Source organism: Paenibacillus sp. Leaf72 (genome assembly GCF_001422685.1).
Classification (GTDB): domain Bacteria; phylum Bacillota; class Bacilli; order Paenibacillales; family Paenibacillaceae; genus Pristimantibacillus.
In genome coordinates this window covers 17875-37849 of the sequence record NZ_LMLV01000004.1, presented here as the reverse complement: position 1 = coordinate 37849, position 19975 = coordinate 17875, and the positions used below count along the sequence as shown (strand labels likewise).

Here is a 19975-nt window from a genome sequence, read left to right as displayed (position 1 = left end):
TTGGAACAGTGTCGATTACTGGAATGAATCAGGAGGAAACCGGAATGCGATACTTTGATTATTTTACCTGGGAGGAAGAAGAAGCGGTTTTCTTCTCGGCACCTACCCCATTCGATCATACGACGGAGCGGGAGCTTCTCGCTTATGCCGTCGGAGCTGCTTTGTATTGTCCGGCTACCCGCCAAACGATTTCCGAAGATATTTTAAACCGCAAGCATGAAGGTTTGACGACGATGGTCATTGACCTGGAGGATGCGGTTGGCGACCATTTGGTGGAAATGGCAGAGGACTCTCTGCTGCAGCAAATTTTTCGGTTATCCTCTTTTTTGAAAATTGGCTCTTTATCGCGCGATCATCTTCCTCTACTATTCATTCGCATTCGCAGCGCGCAGCAGCTTGCCCGCATTATAGAGCGGCTGGAAGAAAAGATCAGCCTGATTACCGGCTTTATTTTCCCAAAATTTACAGCGGCAAACGGTGAAGCCTATTTTAGTCAAATCGCTGCATTTAACCGTCAGCAAAGTGTTGGTTCGCCGGTGCTTTATGGGCTGCCTATACTAGAAACACCTGCTATCATTTATCGTGAGACACGCCTGGAGGAATTGCTGGCCATTAAGCAGCTTCTCGATCGTTATCAGCGTTATGTGCTCAATGTGCGTATTGGAGCGACAGACTTCTCCAGTTTATTTGGCCTGCGCCGCAGCAAAACCATGACCATATACGATATTCTTCCTGTTCGCGATTGTATGGCGGATATTATAAATATATTTGGGCGAATGGATGCCTCTTATGTCATCTCGGGACCCGTATGGGAATACTTTTCGAGCAGCAAGCAGGCTTCTGTCCCTTCATTATTTCCTCTACAGCCAGAGCAGCTGTCTGGAAAAGGAGAGCGCTGGCCCCTGCGGCATTCGGCAGCACTAGAAACGGATGGCCTGCTGCGCGAAGTCATGATGGACAAGGAAAACGGCATTATTGGCAAAACGATTATCCACCCGTCGCATATTCGGCCGGTGCAATCGCTCTATGCGGTGACGTATGAAGAATATATTGATGCACAAAGCATTATTGCCAGCCATAACGGCTATGTCGGCGTACTCAAGAGCGATTATGCCAATAAGATGAATGAAGTGAAACCCCATATGAATTGGGCTAATCGCGTAATGGCAAGATCAAAAATATACGGGGTGCTGCATGAAGAACAACATTTTATCGCCTTACTCGCAAGCCAGGAGCAAGCATACGTATAACATTGTAGATGATCTTAAGGTATCGGTAACGGTAACAGCAAATCCATTCGGATTATCCCCGGATACGCTGTTTGCCATGGCAGCGCGCATGAACAAGAAGCGGGCCTTTCTGTTTGTCAGCAAAGTACTGGGCAAGCATCTTCCTGTTAATCCTTATACTTCGCTGCTTAGCGGCGCAGCATTGTCCCTGCTGCTTTATAAAAGGTACGCTGCGGATGAACAGCAGCATGCTCTGGCTAATGAACTGCTGGATGACGCTATCGAAGGTTTGACTAAACCGGGACGTTCAGAGCAGGTGTATCATCAAGTGATTGAAGCTAATCTAAAGCTGCCTGAGCAAGCGCTGTTTATCGGTTTTGCAGAAACAGCAACAGCACTTGGGCATAGCATGTATCGCGTGTTCAGTGAGGACTGTACCTATCTTCATACGACTAGGGAGCAGATTCCGGCGATAGAATCGCTCATTAGCTTTGAAGAGGAGCATTCCCACGCGGTTGCACATCGCTGCTACGCTTTGGATGCGGCCTTTTTTAACGGTAACGAGCCGATCGTTCTCGTCGATGATGAGCTCACGACTGGTAAAACAGCCTTGAACATAATACGGGATATCCAAAGGCAATTTCCCCGTCAACAATATATAGTAGCATCGCTGCTCGATTGGAGAACTGAAGCGGATGAGCAGCGTTTTGTGGAAGCCGCACAGGAGCTTGGCGTATCGATTGAAGTATTGTCGCTGATGAAAGGCGTAATTAGGGCGGAAGGCAGCTCGCCCGAGCAGGTAGCGGCCAGCGCTCAGACTCAGGCTGAAACATTTGCGAGCGGTCGCTTGAATAAAGTGTATTTGGACGAGCTGTTCGAGCTCGCATCCTACAGCTCGGTTGATTCAGCAGGAGCTGTGAATGCTTCGCCTTATTTGGCAGGAACGGGACGCTTCGGCGTTCGCTCCAGCGAGAATAGGACGCTGGATGCAAGCATTGCAGAGGCTGGGGCTAAGCTGAGAAGCTTTAGAGTGGGTGAGCGTACATTATGCCTAGGCACAGGCGAGTTTATGTATATACCGATGCGAATAGCGGCGGAGCTGGGGCAGGGTGTATGCTACCACTCAACGACGAGAAGCCCGGTTCATCCCATTGACAAGCCAGATTATGCGATTAAATCGGGACAAGCGTTTCCATCACCGGAAGATGAGCAGGTGAGGAACTTTTTTTATAATGTCGGTGCCTTGCAATACGACGATTGCTTTATTTTTGCAGAGCGCGACTGGCCGGAGGATCGTCTTGCTCCATTGCTGTCGGCGCTGCAAGCATGCGGATTCCAGCAAATCAATGTCATTATTTGCGGTCCATCAAAGGGCAGTCATAAGGAGGAAAAGGCATGAGCAGAAGCTTGCTTGAACAACGGTTGCAAAAACCGATCGGGGCTCCGAAGCCGCTTGGCAGCTATAAGCCGTCCGACGTCGTTTTTCTATTGAAGGATTTGAGTGATGTGCAGCTGGAGCGGGGAACCGAGGATCGTGAGGAAGCGATCCAATCCGGCGTGCATTATTCGGAAATGCTGCCTGTAGAATACCAGCCGACGCCGGAATACATCCAGCTGTTTCACCAGACATTGACGGAATCTGCAAAGCGGGTAGCATTGGCTGCTGGCATCGTAGCCGAACAGGTAGTGGCGCGCAGCGGCAAGCACACGGTGCTCGTTTCTTTAGCGAGAGCGGGCACGCCAATCGGCATTCTGATGAAGCGCTACATAGCAGAGCGATGTGGGCTTGATGTGCCGCACTACAGCATCTCGATCATTCGCGGCAAGGGCATTGATGAAAATGCGCTGCTTTATATTTTGCAGCAGCATGGTCCGGAGGCAAAGCTTCAATTCGTGGATGGCTGGACGGGAAAAGGCGCCATTACTCAAGTGTTGATTGAAGCTTGCAAGACATTCAAGCAGAAGTACGGCACCCAGCTGGATGCGGAGCTTGCGGTACTGGCAGATCCTGCTTGCAGCTCAAGCATATTCGGCACCCGCGAGGATTTCCTCATTCCGAGTGCTTGCCTTAATTCTACCGTGTCCGGGCTGATGAGCCGCACGGTACTGCGCGGCGATATCATTGGGCCGGATGATTTTCACGGGGCGAAGTTTTATAAGGAATGGATGAAGGAGGATCTATCCAATCATTTCATCGATACGGTATCCGCGTATTTCAGCCAAATCTCACAGCAGGCGAAGCAGGAAGCTGTGAAGCTGATGAACGAGAAGGCTGAGGTAACTTGGCAGGGGCTGAAGGATATTAAAGCGATTCAAAAGCTTTACGGCATCGAGGATATTAATTTGGTGAAGCCGGGCGTTGGGGAGACGACACGGGTGCTGCTGCGGCGCGTGCCTTGGAAAATTCTCGTTGACCGCCTGGACAACCCGGGGCTCCAGCATATTTTGCTGCTGGCAAGCGATCGCGGCGTTCCAGTGGAAGTATTTCCTGAACTGACGTATTCCTGCTGCGGCATTATTAAATCGAAAAATAAAAAGGCGGATATTGCTGCTTCCGCCGAGGAGGAAGCTGTATGATTTTCGCCAGTGATCTTGATCAGACGCTCATTTATTCCACGAGATCGATGGGACTGGATGGTGCGGAGGGCTCGGGGCTTGTGATGCCCGCAGAAACGAAGGATGGTCAAGTGCTGTCGTATTTTTTGACGGAAATGCTGCCGCTGCTGCAAGCTATTGCGCAGGAGGTTCATTTTATTCCAGTAACGACCCGGACGATGGAGCAGTACAACCGAATTGAGCTGTTCCGCGACCATATAGCGCCAACCTATGCGGTGACGAGCAATGGCGGCAATATTTTGGTGAATGGCGTAAGGAACGAAGAATGGAGCACGCATATCCAGAAGCTTATTGCGGCTAGTGCGGCTCCGGCGGAAGAAATTAAAGCGATCTTCGATGAGGTGGCGAGTACGGATTGGATTCATGGCGAGCGTTATTGCGATGAGCTTTTTTTCGCCTACGTCATTGATCGCGAGCGGATGCCAACCGAGCAGGTGAGCCGTGCTGTGGAACGAATTACGGCGCTTGGCTGGAAAGTGTCGGTACAAGGACGCAAAATTTATCTCGTGCCAAATGAGGTGAGCAAAAGCGCGGCGCTCTTGCATTTGAAGCAGCAGCTTGGAGCGACGGTCGTTGCTGCCTCCGGTGATTCCTTGCTGGACCAGTGCCTGCTAGATGCGGCAAGTCATGCGATTGCCCCAAGGCACGGCGAGCTGTTTCGCCAGGAGCAGCGCGAACCGGGAAATTTGGCTTACACGTTTACAACGCATTCGGGCATTATGGCTTCGCAGCAAATTTTGGACTTTGTGTCCACTGTCATGGCTGAATTTAAGACAGCAGCAGCAGTCGAAAGGGAGGCAAACGTATGAGCAACGTAACAAAAGTATGGTTCAACCGTTGGTTTTCGGTCGCTTATCATTATATGAATGCGATTCGTAACAATAGCGACGGAGCAGCCTTTGAGCTGTACGGCACGCATTCCGATCCGAAGCATATGTCGCTGCAGGCTTGCGATGTGGCGGAGGTTGAGCCGCCCTTTAAAGGCGAGGCTTATGTTGATTTTTGCATTGATTTCTGTTTGAGGTATAAAATAGATGTGTTCGTCCCAAGACTGAATATGCTGGATATTGTGAAGAGCATCAAGCGTTTTGATGAAATAGGCGTTAAAGTCGTCGTCTGCCAGGATGAGGAGCTGCTCGGCAAGCTGATGGTCAAGGATCAGTTTTATGAATCGGTGAGCGAGAGCGGCATTATGGTCATTCCTGATTATCATGTCGTTTCAACGGCAGAGCAGTTTAAGGCGGCCTACGACGATTTGGTATCAAAAGGGCATCGCGTTTGCTTTAAGCCAACGGATGGCGAAGGTGGACAAGGCTTCCGCATCATTGACAATGAGCGCGACAAGCTGGCGGATTTATTCGGTTCCGTGTCGCGTGCGCTGCCGTTTGAAGAGGTGTACCGTACCTTAGCGACCGTCCCGCAGTTTGGTGATTTAATGGTGATGGAGCTGCTTGACGGGTTTGAATACAGTATTGATTGCCTAGCTGCGCCAAATGGGGAGCTGCTTGCCGCAGTTCCGCGCCGTAAAGCGGGCGGCCGTCTGCGTCTGCTGGACAATGTGCCGGAATTAATGGAAATTGCCCAGAGGGTTTCAGAAACGTACAAAATCCCTTACAATTATAATATACAAATGAAATACAAAAATGGAGTGCCCAAGCTTCTGGAGATTAATCCGCGGATGTCTGGCGGTCTCCATGTTTCCTGTCTGAGCGGCATCAACTTTCCTTATCTGGCGGTCAAGCTGGCGCTTGGGGGAGAGGTGGGCAAGCTGACGCCTGAGTATGGCGTACTGGCGAGCCACGTTGAGCAGCCGTTGCGTTTGACAGCATTCGAATAGAAGCGAGTGGCACAGCAGGTTGGAGGGTGAGAGAGTGATTCAAAAACGCTCGATTATCGGAGCGGCAATGGGACTTGTTATTGCCGCTGCAACAAGCTGGCTGCTGCCAGAATTTATAACGGTGCTTATCCCTGTCGCAGCTACACTCGTAGGTGTCGTGCTCGATGAGAAGCGGCTGCTGCGCAAAACCAATATTATCGATGCAATTCCGTCGCCAGCCCGTGCTTCTTCTGAGCCTGGGCAGCTGCCAGAAGCATTGCAGCCTTCTTCCTCTGGCGGAGGCGGGGCATTTGCATCTGCACCAGCACCGGCGATTAGCCCGATATTTGATCCCGTGCTGGAGTATTTGGAAGTGCTGGAGGATATGGTTATATCCGAAGGGCAGAAAAATACGCTGGACAATGAAATTGTGGAAAAGTCCTGTTCGCTTTTTCTCCGTTTGCACCGGGTATTGCCGCTCTTGACTGAACTGAATAATGATGAAATTAATCATACGGTCAGACGGCTGGTGCTCAAGGAGCTGAACAGCGTCATCAATCCTTTCTTAAGGCTGAGCGGCGACGCCAAAACGAAAAACCGCCGTATTTTGCTAAATGGTCTGAGGGATATTAATACAAAAATTTCGGAAATTGTTGCAACGATTGAACACAAGGATTTGATGGAGCTGCAAACCAAGGCGGAGGTTATTCACAAACGCTACAACTACTCGGAGTTTTAATGGCCTATTAGATTGAAAATCCGTGGGGAGGGAACTTGAGTGTCCATACAAACGATTCAATTGAAAAAAGAAGACGAGCAGAAGGCCGTCCAGGAAGCGGCCGTCATTATTCAGAAGGTAGCGCAGGCCGATACGCTCTCACTCGATGGCTTAATGGACGAGATGGGCAAGCTGGGCGCCAAGACGCAGGAGCGTGCGGGCGCGACACTTAAGCAGTTGGAACGTCCGGTCGCCACCCTCATGTCAGGCGGGTCCAGCCAAGTATCGAATCTGATTTTGTCTCTGCGTAATGAATGCGAATCTTTGCAGCAAAGTAAAAACGTCGGCTTTATCGGCAAGCTGATCCGCAAGTCGCCCGTGAAAAACTACGTTTATAAATATCAGTCCGTGCGGACGAATATTGATGCGATTGTGCAGGGGCTGCGGGACGGCAAGGATGGCCTTGAGGAGAGCATTGTGAATATGCGTACGCTCAAGCGCAGCTCGCTTGAGGAAATTTATTCGCTGCAAGAGAAGATCGCCATGGGCAACAAGCTCAAGGAGCTGTTCGAAGCGGAAATCGCCAAGCCGGAAAATGAGCAGCGCAAAACGTATCTGGAGCGTGGCTTGCGTAAAGTCGTCACCCGCATCCAGTCGATGACCGAGGATATACTGCTGTTCAATCAGGCGGTTGCTGCGACGGACATCGTCAATGACAACAGCGACAAGCTGATTGATGCGGTCAACAACAGCATCTATAAAGCGTCTAATCTGATTACGGTGTCGGCGATGATCACGCTCGCTATCGAGGATCAGTTAAAAATCGCAAATGCAGTCGAGAGTGTAAACAGCACGATTGAAGACCAGTTCAAGCGCAACGCAGAGCTGCTCAAAACGTCAACGGAAAAGTCGGCGGAGCTGCTCAAAAAACCAGCGATGTCGCTGGAGGCTGTCAACACGGCGATTGCCGACCTGATTACAGCGCTCGACACATCGGAGAAATCCAATCGCGACATTATCGCGACCTGCAAAACCCACACGGAGAAGCTGGCGCAAATTAACCAAAGCATGTCGAAGCGTCTCGGCTTGGAAACAGGCGGACAATCGCAAGCGGCCATTAGCAGCGGAGCTGCTGGCGGAAACGACATAGACAGGCTGCTCAGCTAAATATAGCAGGAGGCTCGTTCTATTTTAACAACGATACACATAGATGGCGCCACTCTTTCATAGGCTTAACAAAAGCGATGGAATGAGAGGATGGTTGTCTTTGATTGCAGTAGGCACGCTCGGCTTATTGATTGTAACGTTGATTATCGTTGCCACAAGCGAACGGGTAGAGGCCATTTTAGAGCAGCATAACCAATTATAATCGTGGGCAGGGCCGTATTTTCTGTAGTACAGGAAGATGCGGCCATTGTTATCGTTCTATGGAAAACGAGAATAGAGTCGAATTTTATATAATATTAGCGTAATGGCGGATCATTTGGTAAAATTGACTTATCGGAAGAATTCGGGCCTGCTGCTCGTATGGAGGGAACGATAATGTTGGATTTTTCATTTGAGATGCTGGATGAACATACAATAAACGTAGAATACGTTTTTGGCAGCGAGAAATTTATATTTAATTTATTTTATTCGAATGATAATTGGACCATACATCCCTTCGATGGCATCTTACTTAAAAATCGAGATTTGTGTCGCAGCGTTATGAGCGATTTATTTCAAAACAAGTCGTTCCAAATTATGCTCGCGAAAGAAAATATTATTTTATCGTCGATTCGTTCCTCGGTTAATCTGAATCCTTACGAGGAAGAGGAGGAAGTGCCAGAGCCGGAAAGGCTGCGGGGTGAGCGTTACGGCGGTGATGGGGGCGGCGGCCGCGCCGAGCGGAGCGAGCTGGATGATTTCATTAACAGCCACACACTGGATGAAATTTTGGAGCTGGAGCGCAGCTTCATTGAGGAGCGGACAACCCTTTTCAAATCGGTGCTGCAGAAAATGTTTATGGATGGCCTTGGGCCGGGAGACAGTGAATTTAATCAAATTCAGGAGCTTGTGAAGGCGTATAAGAGGGCGGGCGAGGATATCGCCAAAATTCGGTAATGCCAATGTTAAAGTCTATTATCCTATTTAAGTTTGGAGAGAAATTATGGATGCTTCCCAGTTAGCGGTTCGGATCAAAGAGAAGGACCCGTTGGTTTTCGCGGAAATTACAAAGGTCTATTATGATAGGCTGTTTTCAACTGCTTATAGGATGCTTGGCAGCCGTCAGGAAAGCGAGGATGTTCTGCAAGAGACGTTTATTCGCCTCTTGACGAATATCGATAAGTTCGACCCTTCGAAAAACTTCACGACCTGGATTTTTCAAATTACGATTAACTTATGTATTGATACGCTCAGAAAACGCAAGACGCGCCGAAGCGTCTCTTTGGATGCAGAGCCGGATTATTTTATGTCGCAATGGCCGCTTAAGGAAACGCTGCCGAGCTTGGATAAAGGGCCGGAGCATGTGTATTTGGAGCAGGAGCTGTCCGAGGAGCTATCCGAGGTGATGAAGGGACTGTCTGACAAGGATCGCGAGCTGGTTGTGAAGCGATATTTTTACGATATGTCGCTGGATGAAATTAGCCAAGAAACACAGGTTCCTGTCGGCACTATTAAGTCACGGTTATTTCGCGTGCGTCAGCTATTGAAGAAAAAATGGAGCATACTAAATTTGCGTGGTGCTTCCTTGAAATTTCTTAGCAGCATGATGATGAGTGGGCCGCTTTTTTAGAAAGCGGCCCAACATCGGCAAGCTTGAGGCAGTACGAATGATCGGAGGAATAAATTGAAATGAGACATGAAATTTTATATCGCGGCGCTTTTCCCTTATTGAAGGTGCAGTTGGAGCGCGGCGAGACGATTAAAGCAGAGTCGGGTGCGATGGTATCGATGTCGCCAAACCTGGAGCTGAAAGGTACGCTCGATGGCGGCATTATGCGCGGCCTTGGACGGATGCTGAGCGGCGAGAAGTTTTTCTTTCAAGAGCTGTCTGCCACACGGGGCCCAGGCGAAGCATTGCTTGCTTCTGCAGCGATTGGCGATATTGAATCGATTGAGCTTGATGGGTCGTACAAGCTGTATGTGCAGAAGGATGGTTTCTTGGCTGGAACGCCAGGCATTGAGGTTAACACGAAGATGCAAAACCTGGCGAAAGGTTTTTTGTCGGGCGAGGGCTTCTTTATTGTTGAAATTAGCGGCAAAGGAACGGTGTTTCTTTCCTCCTACGGCACGATTCATGCCGTGCAGCTTGCTGCAGGCGAGGAAGTTATCATTGATAACGGACATCTGGTTGCATGGCCTGATTATATGGATTACCGGATCGAGAAGGCTGCTAACGGCTGGTTGTCCAGCATTACAAGTGGCGAAGGCATTGTGTGCCGGTTCCGTGGCGAAGGCGTCGTCCTGATTCAAACGAGAAATCCGAAAAGCTTCGGCGGCTGGATTAATCAGTTTATTCCAAAGTGATGAAACAATGGTACATAGACGAATCGGCTCGAAGGTCGCAGGATTGTGAAAAAGCAAGGCATTTAGCTCGGATGGACGAGCTAAGCGCCTTGCTTTTCATTTTTTTAAAGCAATGCTCTTATCGCTGAATCAAGCTCTTGCGGTAGTACAGTCGGCTCAAAACGGCCTGCTACTTGACCTCTGCGATCAATGAGAAACTTAGAAAAATTCCACTTGATTCCATCTCCAGCATGGAGCTCGGGGTATTTTTCACGTAAAAACTGGTCCAGCCACTTGCCGTTCGGGGTTCGCATATCGAAACCGTGAAACGGAGCTTCGCTCACTAAATAGTGAAATAAAGGATGAGCTGTTTCGCCTCGAACGTCCCCCTTGCTGAGCAGGGGGAACGTAACGCCAAAGTTTTGTTCGCAATAGGCTTTTACTTCAGCATCGCTGCCCGGTTCTTTGTCATTAAATTGATTGCAGGGGAAAGCGAGTATCTCCAATCCCTGTTGGTGATGGGTTTCGTAAAGCTGCTGGAGCGCGTCAAATTGGCTGGAATAACCGCATTTACTCGCCGTATTAACAATGAGAACAACCTTCCCCTGATAGGCTGCCCAATCTAGCCATTCTCCGTTTATCGTTTTAACTTGAAAGTCATAGATGGACAAGTTGATCGCTCCCTTCGGCGCTATACAACCCATCATAGGACAAATTCACTTATTGGTCTAATATATAATAGAGATAAAGCTTATAGTTTTCACCTATGTCGATCAGCCATGCTGGGCGAGTCTCGTTTTGCGATAGTCGGCGGGGGTGACGCCAAAGCTTTTCTTGAACATGCGATGGAAATAAGAGCTGCTCGTATAGCCGCTTTTGTCGGCAATATCGACGACGGACCAATCCGTATTTTCCAAATAATCTTTGGCATGCTCCAGCCGCACCTGATTAATGACGTCGACGACAGCGGTCAGCGTCTGCTGCTTGTAAACCCGGCTAATATAGATGGAGGACATATCCAGCTCCTCAGCAATCCAATTCAAGCATAGATTGGAGTTCGCGAAGTCGCGCTCAATCAGCTCATTGATTTTACGAATGAGATCGCTTTGCTTGACCGTGCGTTTCTCCATAAGCCTAGCCTGAATATCATCAAATAAGGTGAAAAATAAGGCGTTCATTTCCTCCACCGTCTCGAATTTATCGAGTGAAGGGATGTTCGTATTCAGCCCGGTTTCGACCTCGAGACTGTTATTTTTATGAATCGTGTACAAAATCGTATTGACCGTCATCGTTAAATGCGAGATAGCAAGCTGCACGACGTGAATCGGATAGTCAGCCGTCTCCTCTACAATAGAGGCGAAAATCTGTTTTGCATCGATATTTTTGGAAGCCATCAGCGCATCGGTCAGTTTTTTCTCTTTATCGACGGGGAATTTATATTCCTTCGCTTTCAGCTCCATAATCTGTTGCGAATAGATCAAGCAGCCCTGCCCATAAAATAAGCGGTGCAGTGAAGCTTCCTTCACCTGTTTATAGAGGGAGGCAAGCTGCTGAGGCTGGTTCGCCTCCGGGCTGTACGTCATAGAAATGCCTATCCGCAAATATTCCAGGCTCGAATGCTGAATTTGCAGCAGCATCGTCCGCAGCAGCTCATCATCCGGCTGTTCCGTCGATTCGAGGCGCCCAAGCATGAGCACAACGCTGTCTTCATTCATATCAACCGTTTCGACACGGTAATGCTTCAGCCCAATTTCCCAGCTAATGTTCATAATGGCGAATTTATAAGCGAGCAGATCATTGCCCCGCGTTTCCCTGAGCGCTTCTAGGTCATCAATTTTAATTAATACGACGCGGTAATGGTTTGTGAAATCAAACGTAATGCCGCTTTGCTCAAGCTTGTCGAGCTGGGTTTTCGTCTGCAATTGCTGCGCGCCTTCCAGCAAGTTGCGTAAAATATTTTGTCTAATCGTATAGGAGCTGTTGCGCCGCTCTGTTTCAAGCATATTCATTTTATCCATAATGTGATGGATCGGGCGATAGAGCATACGTGACAGCAGCCAGGAAATAAGCAGGCCGATGGCCAAAATCGCGGCAGCAATAGCAAGCGTCGTATTGCGAATGGCACTTACTTTTCCTGTAATTTCGCCATAAGGCGTGACGCGAACATATTGCCATTCGAGCGCATCCGAGGATGTATAGGAAATGAGCGATTTCTGGCCGTCAAATCGCGCCACAATATAACCCGGCTGCTGCTGTCCGAAAATTTGCGATAAAAGCATATCATTATCTTGCTTATTCAGCGATTTGAGGGCAAGTGTATCGCGCGAAAGCATGCGCTGGCGATCATCGATAATAAACGATTTGCCGAGTGACTCGCTGGAAGCGGTTCCAATATCTTTATTAATCCACGACGATGAAATATTGACGATGACTGCCGAGTTTATCGTTTGATTTTTACCGACCGCATCATAGCCTAAATAAGTATATACATGATGCACGGGTGACGGCTGTCCAGGCAATACTGGACTGTCTGCATCCTCTGGCACATAGGAGCGTGGAATCGGAGTAAACGGCTTATACGTCTGGAAATCTTCTAACGTCTGTAAAATGCCTTTATCGGAAATTTCCTCCTTGGTAAAAATCCCGCTTTGCCCCGAACGATTCGCAATGTAAAATTGATTGTTGGCTGAATTGTATACATATATCGACTCAATAAACGGCATGGAGCTCAAGTAGTTGGTCAAGTCATTCATAGCTGCCGTCACATCATAAATATTAGGCTTCGTATAAAAAAGCAGCTTGGAAATCGTAAACGTCCGATACAGCTGGAAGGTGAGCGACTGGGCGCTCTCCGTCATGTTGTTCACTTCATGGCTCGTTCGGGTCAGGCTGCTGACGTCGGATAAATAGGCTTGCTTTAGATCCAGCCTTGTATAAGCAAGATAATAGAAGAAGGACGAAATAAGCAGCGTCAATACGATACATAATGTAATGCTGAGCAGAAACCTGCTGTAGAGCTTTCCGTTATTTTTCCATGCGTTGGCTTTCATAGCTGTCCCCCTCTTTTCTTAGTAAGCGCTTACTTTTTATAAGTCTCTAATTGGTTTAGATATCGGTTGCCTGATTATGCGCATATGTCAGTTTGTTCACCTGATCCCCCATGCATCTCTGTTCATATTATAAACTTCACTTTGCCAACCGTACAATGTATTCTATGCATAAAATTGAACGACCTTGCTCTGAACGCTGTGAACAAACCGAACTGGAGTGAACTTTTTGGCAAAACCAATACGTTCAGATGACAAAGCTAATGCTTTCCTTTAGACTTTTCCTCGAATTCGCAGTGCAATATGGATAAGTCGAAGGGAAAGTGACAAAATGATTCATTCCAAGCTTCCAAAAATTTGGTATGGCGGTGACTATAACCCTGATCAATGGCCAGAGGCGATCTGGCAGGAGGATATGCGTTTATTTAAGGAGGCGGGCATTAATGTCGTCACACTTCCGGTATTTAGCTGGGCGAAGCTGCAGCCTTCCGAGGACGTTTATCAGTTTGAATGGCTGGATAAGCTGCTGGATCTCATTGCTGAAAATGGGATTTACGCCTGCCTCGCCACCTCGACGGCTGCACAGCCTGCATGGATGTCACGCAAGTATGACGATATTTTGCCGGTTGATGTAGATGGACGGAAGCGGACGCATGGCTCCCGTACTAATTTTTGTCCGAATAGCAAGACATACCGCCGTTTCTCCCGTGCTCTTGCGGCGAAGCTAGCTGAGCGCTACAAAGAGCATCCCGCGCTGCTCATTTGGCATATTAACAATGAGTATGGCACACATTGCTATTGCAATCATTGTGCGGAAGCTTTCCGTGTCTGGCTGCAGGCGAAGTTCGGCACCACCGAGCGCTTGAATGCAGAGTGGAACATGAGCTTCTGGGGCCATACGGTGTATGACTGGGAAGATATTGTACCGCCATCTAACCTCAACGGAGACAACCGCCATTTTCAGCCGATGGCACTCGATTATAAAAGGTTTATGTCCGATTCCCTTCTAGCCTGCTACAAGGGGGAGTATGAGGAGCTGAAGCGTATTACCCCGGATTTGCCGATTACGACAAATATTTGGGGGCTGTTCAACGGCCTTGATTTGCAAAAATGGGGCGATGCGATGGATGTCGTATCCTGGGACAGCTATCCGCAAATGAATGAGCCGATGGGCAATGTGGCGATGCGCCATGATTATATGCGGGGCCTCAAGCAGGGCAAGCCGTTCATGCTGATGGAGCAGACGCCAAGCCAGCAAAACTGGCAGCCCTACAACAGCCTCAAGCGCCCGGGCGTCATGCGGCTGTGGAGCTACCAGGCGGTCGCGCATGGCGCCGACACGGTGATGTTCTTCCAGCTGCGCCGCTCGATCGGCGCTTGCGAGAAATATCATGGCGCGCTCATCGAGCATGTCGGGCATGAGCATACGCGCGTATTCCGCGAATGCGCGCAGCTGGGGCGCGAGCTGGAGGAGCTGGGCGACAAGCTGCTGGATGCTACGGTACAGGCGGAAGCGGCGCTGCTGTTTGATATCGACAACTGGAATGCGGTTGAAATCACGAGCGGGCCAAGCGCGGACTTGAACTATTTGGAGCAGGCGCAGCGCTATTATAAAGCTTTTTACGACCAAAACATTCAAATGGACGTCATCAGCCCGCTCAGCGACTTCTCCAAGTACAAAATCGTCGTCGCTCCCGTCATGTATATGCTGAAGCCAGGCGTAGCCGAGCGCATCGAAGCGTTCGTGCAGGCTGGCGGCACGTTTATAACGACCTTTTTCAGCGGTATCGTCAATGAAAATGATCTGGTCACCCTGGGCGGCTATCCAGGCGCGTTAAGAAAGCTGCTTGGCGTATGGGTCGAAGAAATCGACAGCTTGACGCCGGATATGCGCAACACCATCGAAGTGGGAGAGCAGTTTGGACATATAGCCGGGGGCTCTTATGAGTGTGAGCTGCTATGCGATTTGCTTCATTTGGAGGGTGCAGAGGCCATTGGCAGCTATGGGTCCGATTTTTATGCGGGGATGCCAGCGCTAACCGTCAATCGCTACGGGGAAGGCGAAGCCTATTATGTGGCGACGGTTCCTGAGCAGAAGCTGCTCAGCGGGCTCGTGCAGACGCTTTGCGAGAAGCATGGCATCGGGGCGCCGCTCCTCGCGGATGCCGGAGTCGAGATGGCGCAGCGTCATAAAGGGGAGGAAGCTTACACTTTCGTGCTGAATCATAATCCTTTTGAGTCCAAGCTTGAGCTGGGAGAAGTAGCATACACCGATTTGCTGACCAGTGAACACTTGTCTGGCACAGTATCAATTGAACCATATGGCGTCATGATCTTGCAGATATCGACATAGGCGGGGCTGGTATAGAAGAGCCGTTTTTCCTGTTCACACCGGGAAAAGCGGCTTTTTCTCTATGTTTTTAACATCTTGCAGCGTTAGTGGACAGCCTGTGAAAAGCTGAAAAATGCATAGAGGTGCAATTCGTTCACCTGTGTTTTCGCAGCATTTTTCACTAATTGCCTGATGTTGCTCTAGCTGAGCGTTTCGAGCCTGCTATACACTGAGGGCACAACGAACGACGTAAGCAGCAGCAGTCGCCTAGAATTGAGCAAGTGAGCCTGAGGGCAATTGCAGCTGGCATCGTACAAATGAAAAAAGAAAAAGCAAAGCTGAAAGCTGAAAGGGGAGACATAGCCTGCATGAATACGAGAAGAGGTTTTTTTCACGAGCTGATCACCAACCGCATTTTATTTCTCATGCTGCTGCCGACGATTTTATTTTTCATCATCAATTCCTATTTACCGATGGTCGGCATCTATTACGCTTTCACGAGGTTCGATTATAATACGAGCTTATTCAATAGTGAATTCGTTGGGCTGGAAAACTTCAAGTTTTTATGGCAATCCGGCATTTTGACTAAACTGACCTTAAATACGATTGGCTACAATATAGCCTTCATCGGGCTTGGCAATGTGCTCGCCATCGCGCTGGCTATTCTGCTAAGCGAGCTTAAATCGAAATGGTTCAAGAAGCTGACGCAATCCGTTATGTTTTTGCCTTATTTCGTATCGTTCGTTATCCTGAGCGTTATCGTGTACAATTTGTTCAACTATGAAAGCGGATTCTTGAACACGCTGCTCAAGCAGCTCAGCATTGAGCCGGTCGATGTGTACAACACACCGTGGGTGTGGGTACCGCTCATTATTTTGTTCTATCTATGGAAAAACCTCGGTTACAGCATGGTTATCTATCTGGCTGCTATTACAGGCATCAGCGATGAATATTACGAAGCGGCCAAAATTGATGGCGCCAACATTTTCCAACGGATTTGGTACATTACGGTTCCGATGCTGAAAACGACATTCGTCGTCCTGCTGCTGTTCGCTCTCGGCAGCATAATGAAAGGACAGTTCGACTTGTTCTATCAATTAATCGGCAACAACGGCGTGCTGTATGATGCGACGGACATTCTGGATACGTATGTGTACCGCTCGCTGAAAGTAACGTTTGATATTGGGATGTCGACTGCTGCGGGTCTTTACCAATCGTTGTTCGGCTTTATCCTGATTATGACGGTCAACTATATTATTCGAAAAATCAACGACGAATACGCGCTGTTTTAGGAGCGCGATGAAAAAGAGGCTGTGTTGCATGAAAAGCTTGGTTTCCGATCGCCATTACCCTTGAATTTCTTCAAATCCCCTTCCATAAAGGGGGAAATTCAAGGGTAAAAGCGAACGCTCACGCTTCTCCAACTCAACCTTTTCATTCCACTTCGCCTTTTTCATCGCCCTCCTAGGAGGAGGGAAAAGCAGCTTAGCCGCTTTTGCGCTTGCGCCGTACCTTTAAGTTCAAAACCAAGAACCAAAACCAAGAACCAAATCATTAGCGCATTCGCACTTGCGCCGTACCTTTAAGAGCCAAGAGCCAGACCAGTAACAAATCCTTTGCCGCATTCGCGTTTGCATTATACCTTCGTGAGCTGGAGCTAGAGCAAGGCAAGTGCACTTGCCTTAGTGCACAGACTTGTGCTTAAGCATGGGAGCGAAGAAGCCTTAACCACAGAGATGTAGACATTTATAAGCGACAAATCAATTGTTTTCTGCTGTATGAATTCGAACTTTGTGGTTCGTGTTTTAGAAGGAGGGTGTTGGTGAAGGGGGCCTGAGCGGAGTAAAAGGTTTGAGCTGGAGAAGCGAACGCGTTCGCTTTTGTCCGTGGAAATTTACCGCTGGCGGTATAGTTAAGAATTTCCACGGGCAATGGCGATCGGAGGCCAAACCTTTTGCGCAGCGACGAACCTACCTCACCAAGCGCACTTATTCTAATCACTGACACAAAGAGAACATGGAGGTTACTTTATGAAAATCAAAGACGACAGCTATATGCTGCTGTTCCGCATTATTGCTTTCGTAGTTATTTTGCTCACGTCCGTCGCTTGCCTGTTTCCGTTTCTGCTCATTGTGTCAGCATCGTTCACCCAGAACGAATCGATTCTCCGCGACGGGTATCATTTGATCCCGCAGGTGTTTTCACTCGAAGGCTACACAACGGTGCTGCGATTCCCGCAGCAGGTCATCAATGCCTATACCGTAACGATCATAACGACAGTTGTCGGCACATTTCTCGGGCTGTTTTTCATTACGATGGCCGGTTACGTCCTGCAGCGCAGAGATTTTAAATATCGGAATTTTTTCTCCTTCTTTATTTATTTCACGACGCTGTTCGGGGGCGGACTTGTGCCGTGGTACATTATGCTGACGAAATATTTGCAGCTCACCGATACGTATGCGGTGCTCATTCTTCCAGGACTTATGACGCCGTTCCTCATTATATTGATGAAAAACTTCATCCGCTCCGCCGTTCCCGATGAGGTAACGGAATCGGCTAAAATCGATGGCGCGAATGATTTTACAATCTACGCTCGCATCGTGCTGCAATTGTCGATGCCGGGCATCGCAACCGTCGGATTGTTTCTGGCGCTGGCTTACTGGAATGACTGGTTTACATCCTCGCTGTTCATCAATGACACGACGATGTACCAGCTTCAATATTATCTCTACAACATTATCAATGCGATGAGCTTCCTGTCCCAGATGGGAGCAGGTACAGGCGTTTCACTTGGCGGGGATATGCCGATGGAGTCGACCAAGATGGCGATGGCGATTATTGTAACCGGCCCGATTTTGTTCCTTTACCCTTTCGTTCAGCGTTATTTTGTAAAAGGCTTGACGATTGGGGCTGTCAAAGGTTAGAACTGTACCAGAGTGCATAGCGGCAAGCTTGCTACTAGGGTCCAGCTAACATATATAGGTTCAACTTATAAAAGGGAGGATTCACATGATGAAGAAAAAGAGCAAAGGTTTAGTCATGCTTCTCACCGTAATGCTGCTTATGAGCATGATCGCAGCTTGCAGCGGCAATGGTGGCGGAAATACGGCAGCATCCAGCAGTCCAGCAGATAGCGGAGCAGCTACCGCATCGCCGGACAATGCGCAAGCAGGCGAGAAAACGGGTATCGATACTTCCAAAAAAGTAGAATTGCAATTTTATATGCTAGGCGATGCGCCGAAGGATCTCGCTACCATTCAAGACAAAATCAATGAAATGGCGCTTCAGGATTTGAATGCAACCGTCAAATTCAACTACACGTCATGGACCGATTGGGAGCAAAAATATAAATTGCTGCTTGGCTCCGGCCAACAGGTCGACCTGATCTTTACAGCAGAATGGACGCAATACCAGTCCTATGCGAAAAAAGGCGCATTCCAGCCGCTCGACAAGCTGCTACCTGTAGCTGCGCCGAAGCTGAATGAGTTCGTGCCGAAAGATATGTGGGAAGCGGTTAAAATCGACAACCAAATCTTTACCGTTCCAGCAACGTACAAAGAGTATGTAACGAATGGCTTCGTATGGCGTGAAGATCTTCGTAAAAAATACAACCTGCCAGAGCCAAAGGATTTGAAAACGTATGAAGAGTATTTGGCGGGCATTAAAGCCAATGAGCCGAGCATGCGTCCAATCGCACTTGGTGCAGACGTGCGCGGCAGCCTCGTGAACCAAATTCGCGATATCGAGCACAAAGCAATCGGCGCGCTGCCTTACGGTCTTGGCGTGAACTACTTCGAGCCAGGCAACATCTACACTTACTGGGGCTCGGATGAGCAAAAAGCGGATTTGGAGCTGATCAAGCGCTGGCAGCAAAACGGCTACATCCCGAAAAACGTACTGAACATCAACGACGTTATTCAGGAGCAGCTGACAAGCGGCAAAGCAGCAACGATTTTCGGAGACAACCCAACTCGTTTCAATGATTCGGTTATTAAAGTGCAAGCGGCTCACCCGGATTGGGAGCTGAAATACTACCCATTCCCGCTTACAACAGGCATTGCAACACCAGTACATGCGATTCACAATGGCTTTGCGATTCCAACAAGCAGCAAAAACGCAGAGCGCGCACTGGCATTCTATGAGAAAATGGTAACGGACAAACGTTACAATCAGTTGACAGAGTACGGTGTGGAAGGCAAAAACTATGAAGTCAAAGATGGCTACTACCAAATGATCGGCGATGCAAGCTCCAACGGCTTTGCTCGTGAAGGCATGAATGGCTGGGCATGGAGAAATCCAGAGTTCATGCTGTTTGACAAAAACTATGACGGCGTAAAAGCGATCTTCGACGAACTGGACAAAATCCAAGTTCCAGACAAATTCAACGGCTTTGCCGAAGACTACAGCTCTTACCAAGCCGAGAGAGCAGCGCTTGAGCAAGTGGAGAAGCAGTACCTGTTCCCGCTGCAAGCTGGTCTCGTGGACAATATCGAAGAAGGCTTGAAAACGTTCATGGATAAAGCGAAGCAAGCTGGACTTGAGAAAATTCAAGCCGAGTACATGAAACAATGGCAAGCTTATGTAACTGAGAAAAATATTAAATAAGCGACAAAGCCGTACCAGAGGCAGCTCTCGGTATGGGAGGAAAAGCGGTGGTGTGTCCCTGAGGGACATAACCGCCGCTTTTCTTATGCAATAAGAGAGGGGATTAGGTGCGGACACTTGAGT

The 19975-nt window shown here is 48.7% G+C and carries 16 protein-coding genes; 14 read left to right on the top strand and 2 right to left on the bottom strand.

Going from position 1 to position 19975, the window contains the following annotated elements:
* Positions 1 to 44: 44 nt before the first annotated feature.
* The 10 genes from ASF12_RS11045 to ASF12_RS11000 all read left to right on the top strand — a co-directional run bounded on the left by ASF12_RS11045 (position 45) and on the right by ASF12_RS11000 (position 9889).
* On the top strand, positions 45 to 1250 hold the full coding sequence (locus ASF12_RS11045; RefSeq protein ID WP_081418757.1) for an HpcH/HpaI aldolase/citrate lyase family protein: 1206 nt from the start codon (positions 45 to 47) through the stop codon (positions 1248 to 1250).
* A complete protein-coding gene (locus ASF12_RS11040) occupies positions 1195 to 2628 on the top strand; it encodes a phosphoribosyltransferase family protein (protein ID WP_081418756.1) in 1434 nt (477 codons plus the stop codon). Before ASF12_RS11045 ends, ASF12_RS11040 begins: the two co-directional genes overlap by 56 nt.
* The gene (locus ASF12_RS11035; RefSeq protein WP_056034024.1) at positions 2625 to 3806 is read left to right on the top strand and encodes a cysteine protease StiP family protein; all 1182 of its coding nucleotides are present in this window, start codon (positions 2625 to 2627) and stop codon (positions 3804 to 3806) included. The genes ASF12_RS11040 and ASF12_RS11035 overlap by 4 nt, the downstream gene beginning before the upstream one ends.
* The gene (locus tag ASF12_RS11030; RefSeq protein WP_056034022.1) at positions 3803 to 4654 is read left to right on the top strand and encodes an HAD family hydrolase; all 852 of its coding nucleotides are present in this window, start codon (positions 3803 to 3805) and stop codon (positions 4652 to 4654) included. The genes ASF12_RS11035 and ASF12_RS11030 overlap by 4 nt, the downstream gene beginning before the upstream one ends.
* Positions 4651 to 5682 carry an ATP-grasp domain-containing protein gene (locus ASF12_RS11025; protein WP_056034020.1) on the top strand — a complete coding sequence of 344 codons (1032 nt, stop codon included), beginning with the start codon at positions 4651 to 4653 and terminating at the stop codon, positions 5680 to 5682. The genes ASF12_RS11030 and ASF12_RS11025 overlap by 4 nt, the downstream gene beginning before the upstream one ends.
* Positions 5683 to 5719: 37 nt before the next feature.
* On the top strand, positions 5720 to 6400 hold the full coding sequence (locus ASF12_RS11020) for a hypothetical protein (RefSeq protein ID WP_442952527.1): 681 nt from the start codon (positions 5720 to 5722) through the stop codon (positions 6398 to 6400).
* 39 nt (positions 6401 to 6439) lie between these two features.
* Positions 6440 to 7546: a toxic anion resistance protein gene (locus ASF12_RS11015; protein WP_056034017.1), complete on the top strand. Its 1107-nt coding sequence runs from the start codon at positions 6440 to 6442 to the stop codon at positions 7544 to 7546.
* Positions 7547 to 7921: 375 nt separating this feature from the next.
* Positions 7922 to 8482 carry a hypothetical protein gene (locus ASF12_RS11010; RefSeq protein ID WP_056034014.1) on the top strand — a complete coding sequence of 187 codons (561 nt, stop codon included), beginning with the start codon at positions 7922 to 7924 and terminating at the stop codon, positions 8480 to 8482.
* A gap of 46 nt (positions 8483 to 8528) precedes the next feature.
* Entirely contained in the window at positions 8529 to 9155 is a 627-nt protein-coding gene (locus ASF12_RS11005; RefSeq protein ID WP_056034011.1) for an RNA polymerase sigma factor, read from the top strand.
* A gap of 59 nt (positions 9156 to 9214) precedes the next feature.
* Positions 9215 to 9889: a TIGR00266 family protein gene (locus ASF12_RS11000; protein WP_056034008.1), complete on the top strand. Its 675-nt coding sequence runs from the start codon at positions 9215 to 9217 to the stop codon at positions 9887 to 9889.
* Positions 9890 to 9993: 104 nt separating this feature from the next.
* Here ASF12_RS11000 and ASF12_RS10995 read toward each other — a convergent pair whose 3' ends face one another.
* On the bottom strand, positions 9994 to 10539 hold the full coding sequence (locus tag ASF12_RS10995; protein ID WP_056034273.1) for a glutathione peroxidase: 546 nt from the start codon (positions 10537 to 10539) through the stop codon (positions 9994 to 9996).
* Positions 10540 to 10641: 102 nt separating this feature from the next.
* Entirely contained in the window at positions 10642 to 12918 is a 2277-nt protein-coding gene (locus ASF12_RS10990) for a helix-turn-helix domain-containing protein (RefSeq protein WP_056034005.1), read from the bottom strand.
* 328 nt (positions 12919 to 13246) lie between these two features.
* Here ASF12_RS10990 and ASF12_RS10985 point away from each other — a divergent pair, with 328 nt between their 5' ends.
* The 4 genes from ASF12_RS10985 to ASF12_RS10970 all read left to right on the top strand — a co-directional run bounded on the left by ASF12_RS10985 (position 13247) and on the right by ASF12_RS10970 (position 19852).
* Positions 13247 to 15268: a beta-galactosidase gene (locus ASF12_RS10985; protein WP_056034001.1), complete on the top strand. Its 2022-nt coding sequence runs from the start codon at positions 13247 to 13249 to the stop codon at positions 15266 to 15268.
* Between the two features lie 347 nt (positions 15269 to 15615).
* The gene (locus ASF12_RS10980) at positions 15616 to 16539 is read left to right on the top strand and encodes an ABC transporter permease (protein ID WP_200931609.1); all 924 of its coding nucleotides are present in this window, start codon (positions 15616 to 15618) and stop codon (positions 16537 to 16539) included.
* Between the two features lie 738 nt (positions 16540 to 17277).
* Positions 17278 to 18171, top strand: a complete 894-nt coding sequence (locus ASF12_RS10975) for a carbohydrate ABC transporter permease (RefSeq protein WP_056033995.1) — start codon at positions 17278 to 17280, stop codon at positions 18169 to 18171.
* An 85-nt stretch (positions 18172 to 18256) separates the two neighbouring features.
* Positions 18257 to 19852, top strand: a complete 1596-nt coding sequence (locus tag ASF12_RS10970; protein ID WP_056033992.1) for an extracellular solute-binding protein — start codon at positions 18257 to 18259, stop codon at positions 19850 to 19852.
* Positions 19853 to 19975 lie beyond the last annotated feature (123 nt).

Coding starts and splice junctions, on each gene's coding strand:
- ASF12_RS11045 (WP_081418757.1), top strand. CDS start 45: ATGCGATACTTTGATTATTTTACCTGGGAGGAAGAAGAAGCGGTTTTC.
- ASF12_RS11040 (WP_081418756.1), top strand. CDS start 1,195: ATGAAGAACAACATTTTATCGCCTTACTCGCAAGCCAGGAGCAAGCAT.
- ASF12_RS11035 (WP_056034024.1), top strand. CDS start 2,625: ATGAGCAGAAGCTTGCTTGAACAACGGTTGCAAAAACCGATCGGGGCT.
- ASF12_RS11030 (WP_056034022.1), top strand. CDS start 3,803: ATGATTTTCGCCAGTGATCTTGATCAGACGCTCATTTATTCCACGAGA.
- ASF12_RS11025 (WP_056034020.1), top strand. CDS start 4,651: ATGAGCAACGTAACAAAAGTATGGTTCAACCGTTGGTTTTCGGTCGCT.
- ASF12_RS11010 (WP_056034014.1), top strand. CDS start 7,922: ATGTTGGATTTTTCATTTGAGATGCTGGATGAACATACAATAAACGTA.
- ASF12_RS11005 (WP_056034011.1), top strand. CDS start 8,529: ATGGATGCTTCCCAGTTAGCGGTTCGGATCAAAGAGAAGGACCCGTTG.
- ASF12_RS11000 (WP_056034008.1), top strand. CDS start 9,215: ATGAGACATGAAATTTTATATCGCGGCGCTTTTCCCTTATTGAAGGTG.
- ASF12_RS10990 (WP_056034005.1), bottom strand. CDS start 12,918: ATGAAAGCCAACGCATGGAAAAATAACGGAAAGCTCTACAGCAGGTTT.
- ASF12_RS10985 (WP_056034001.1), top strand. CDS start 13,247: ATGATTCATTCCAAGCTTCCAAAAATTTGGTATGGCGGTGACTATAAC.
- ASF12_RS10980 (WP_200931609.1), top strand. CDS start 15,616: ATGAATACGAGAAGAGGTTTTTTTCACGAGCTGATCACCAACCGCATT.
- ASF12_RS10975 (WP_056033995.1), top strand. CDS start 17,278: ATGAAAATCAAAGACGACAGCTATATGCTGCTGTTCCGCATTATTGCT.
- ASF12_RS10970 (WP_056033992.1), top strand. CDS start 18,257: ATGATGAAGAAAAAGAGCAAAGGTTTAGTCATGCTTCTCACCGTAATG.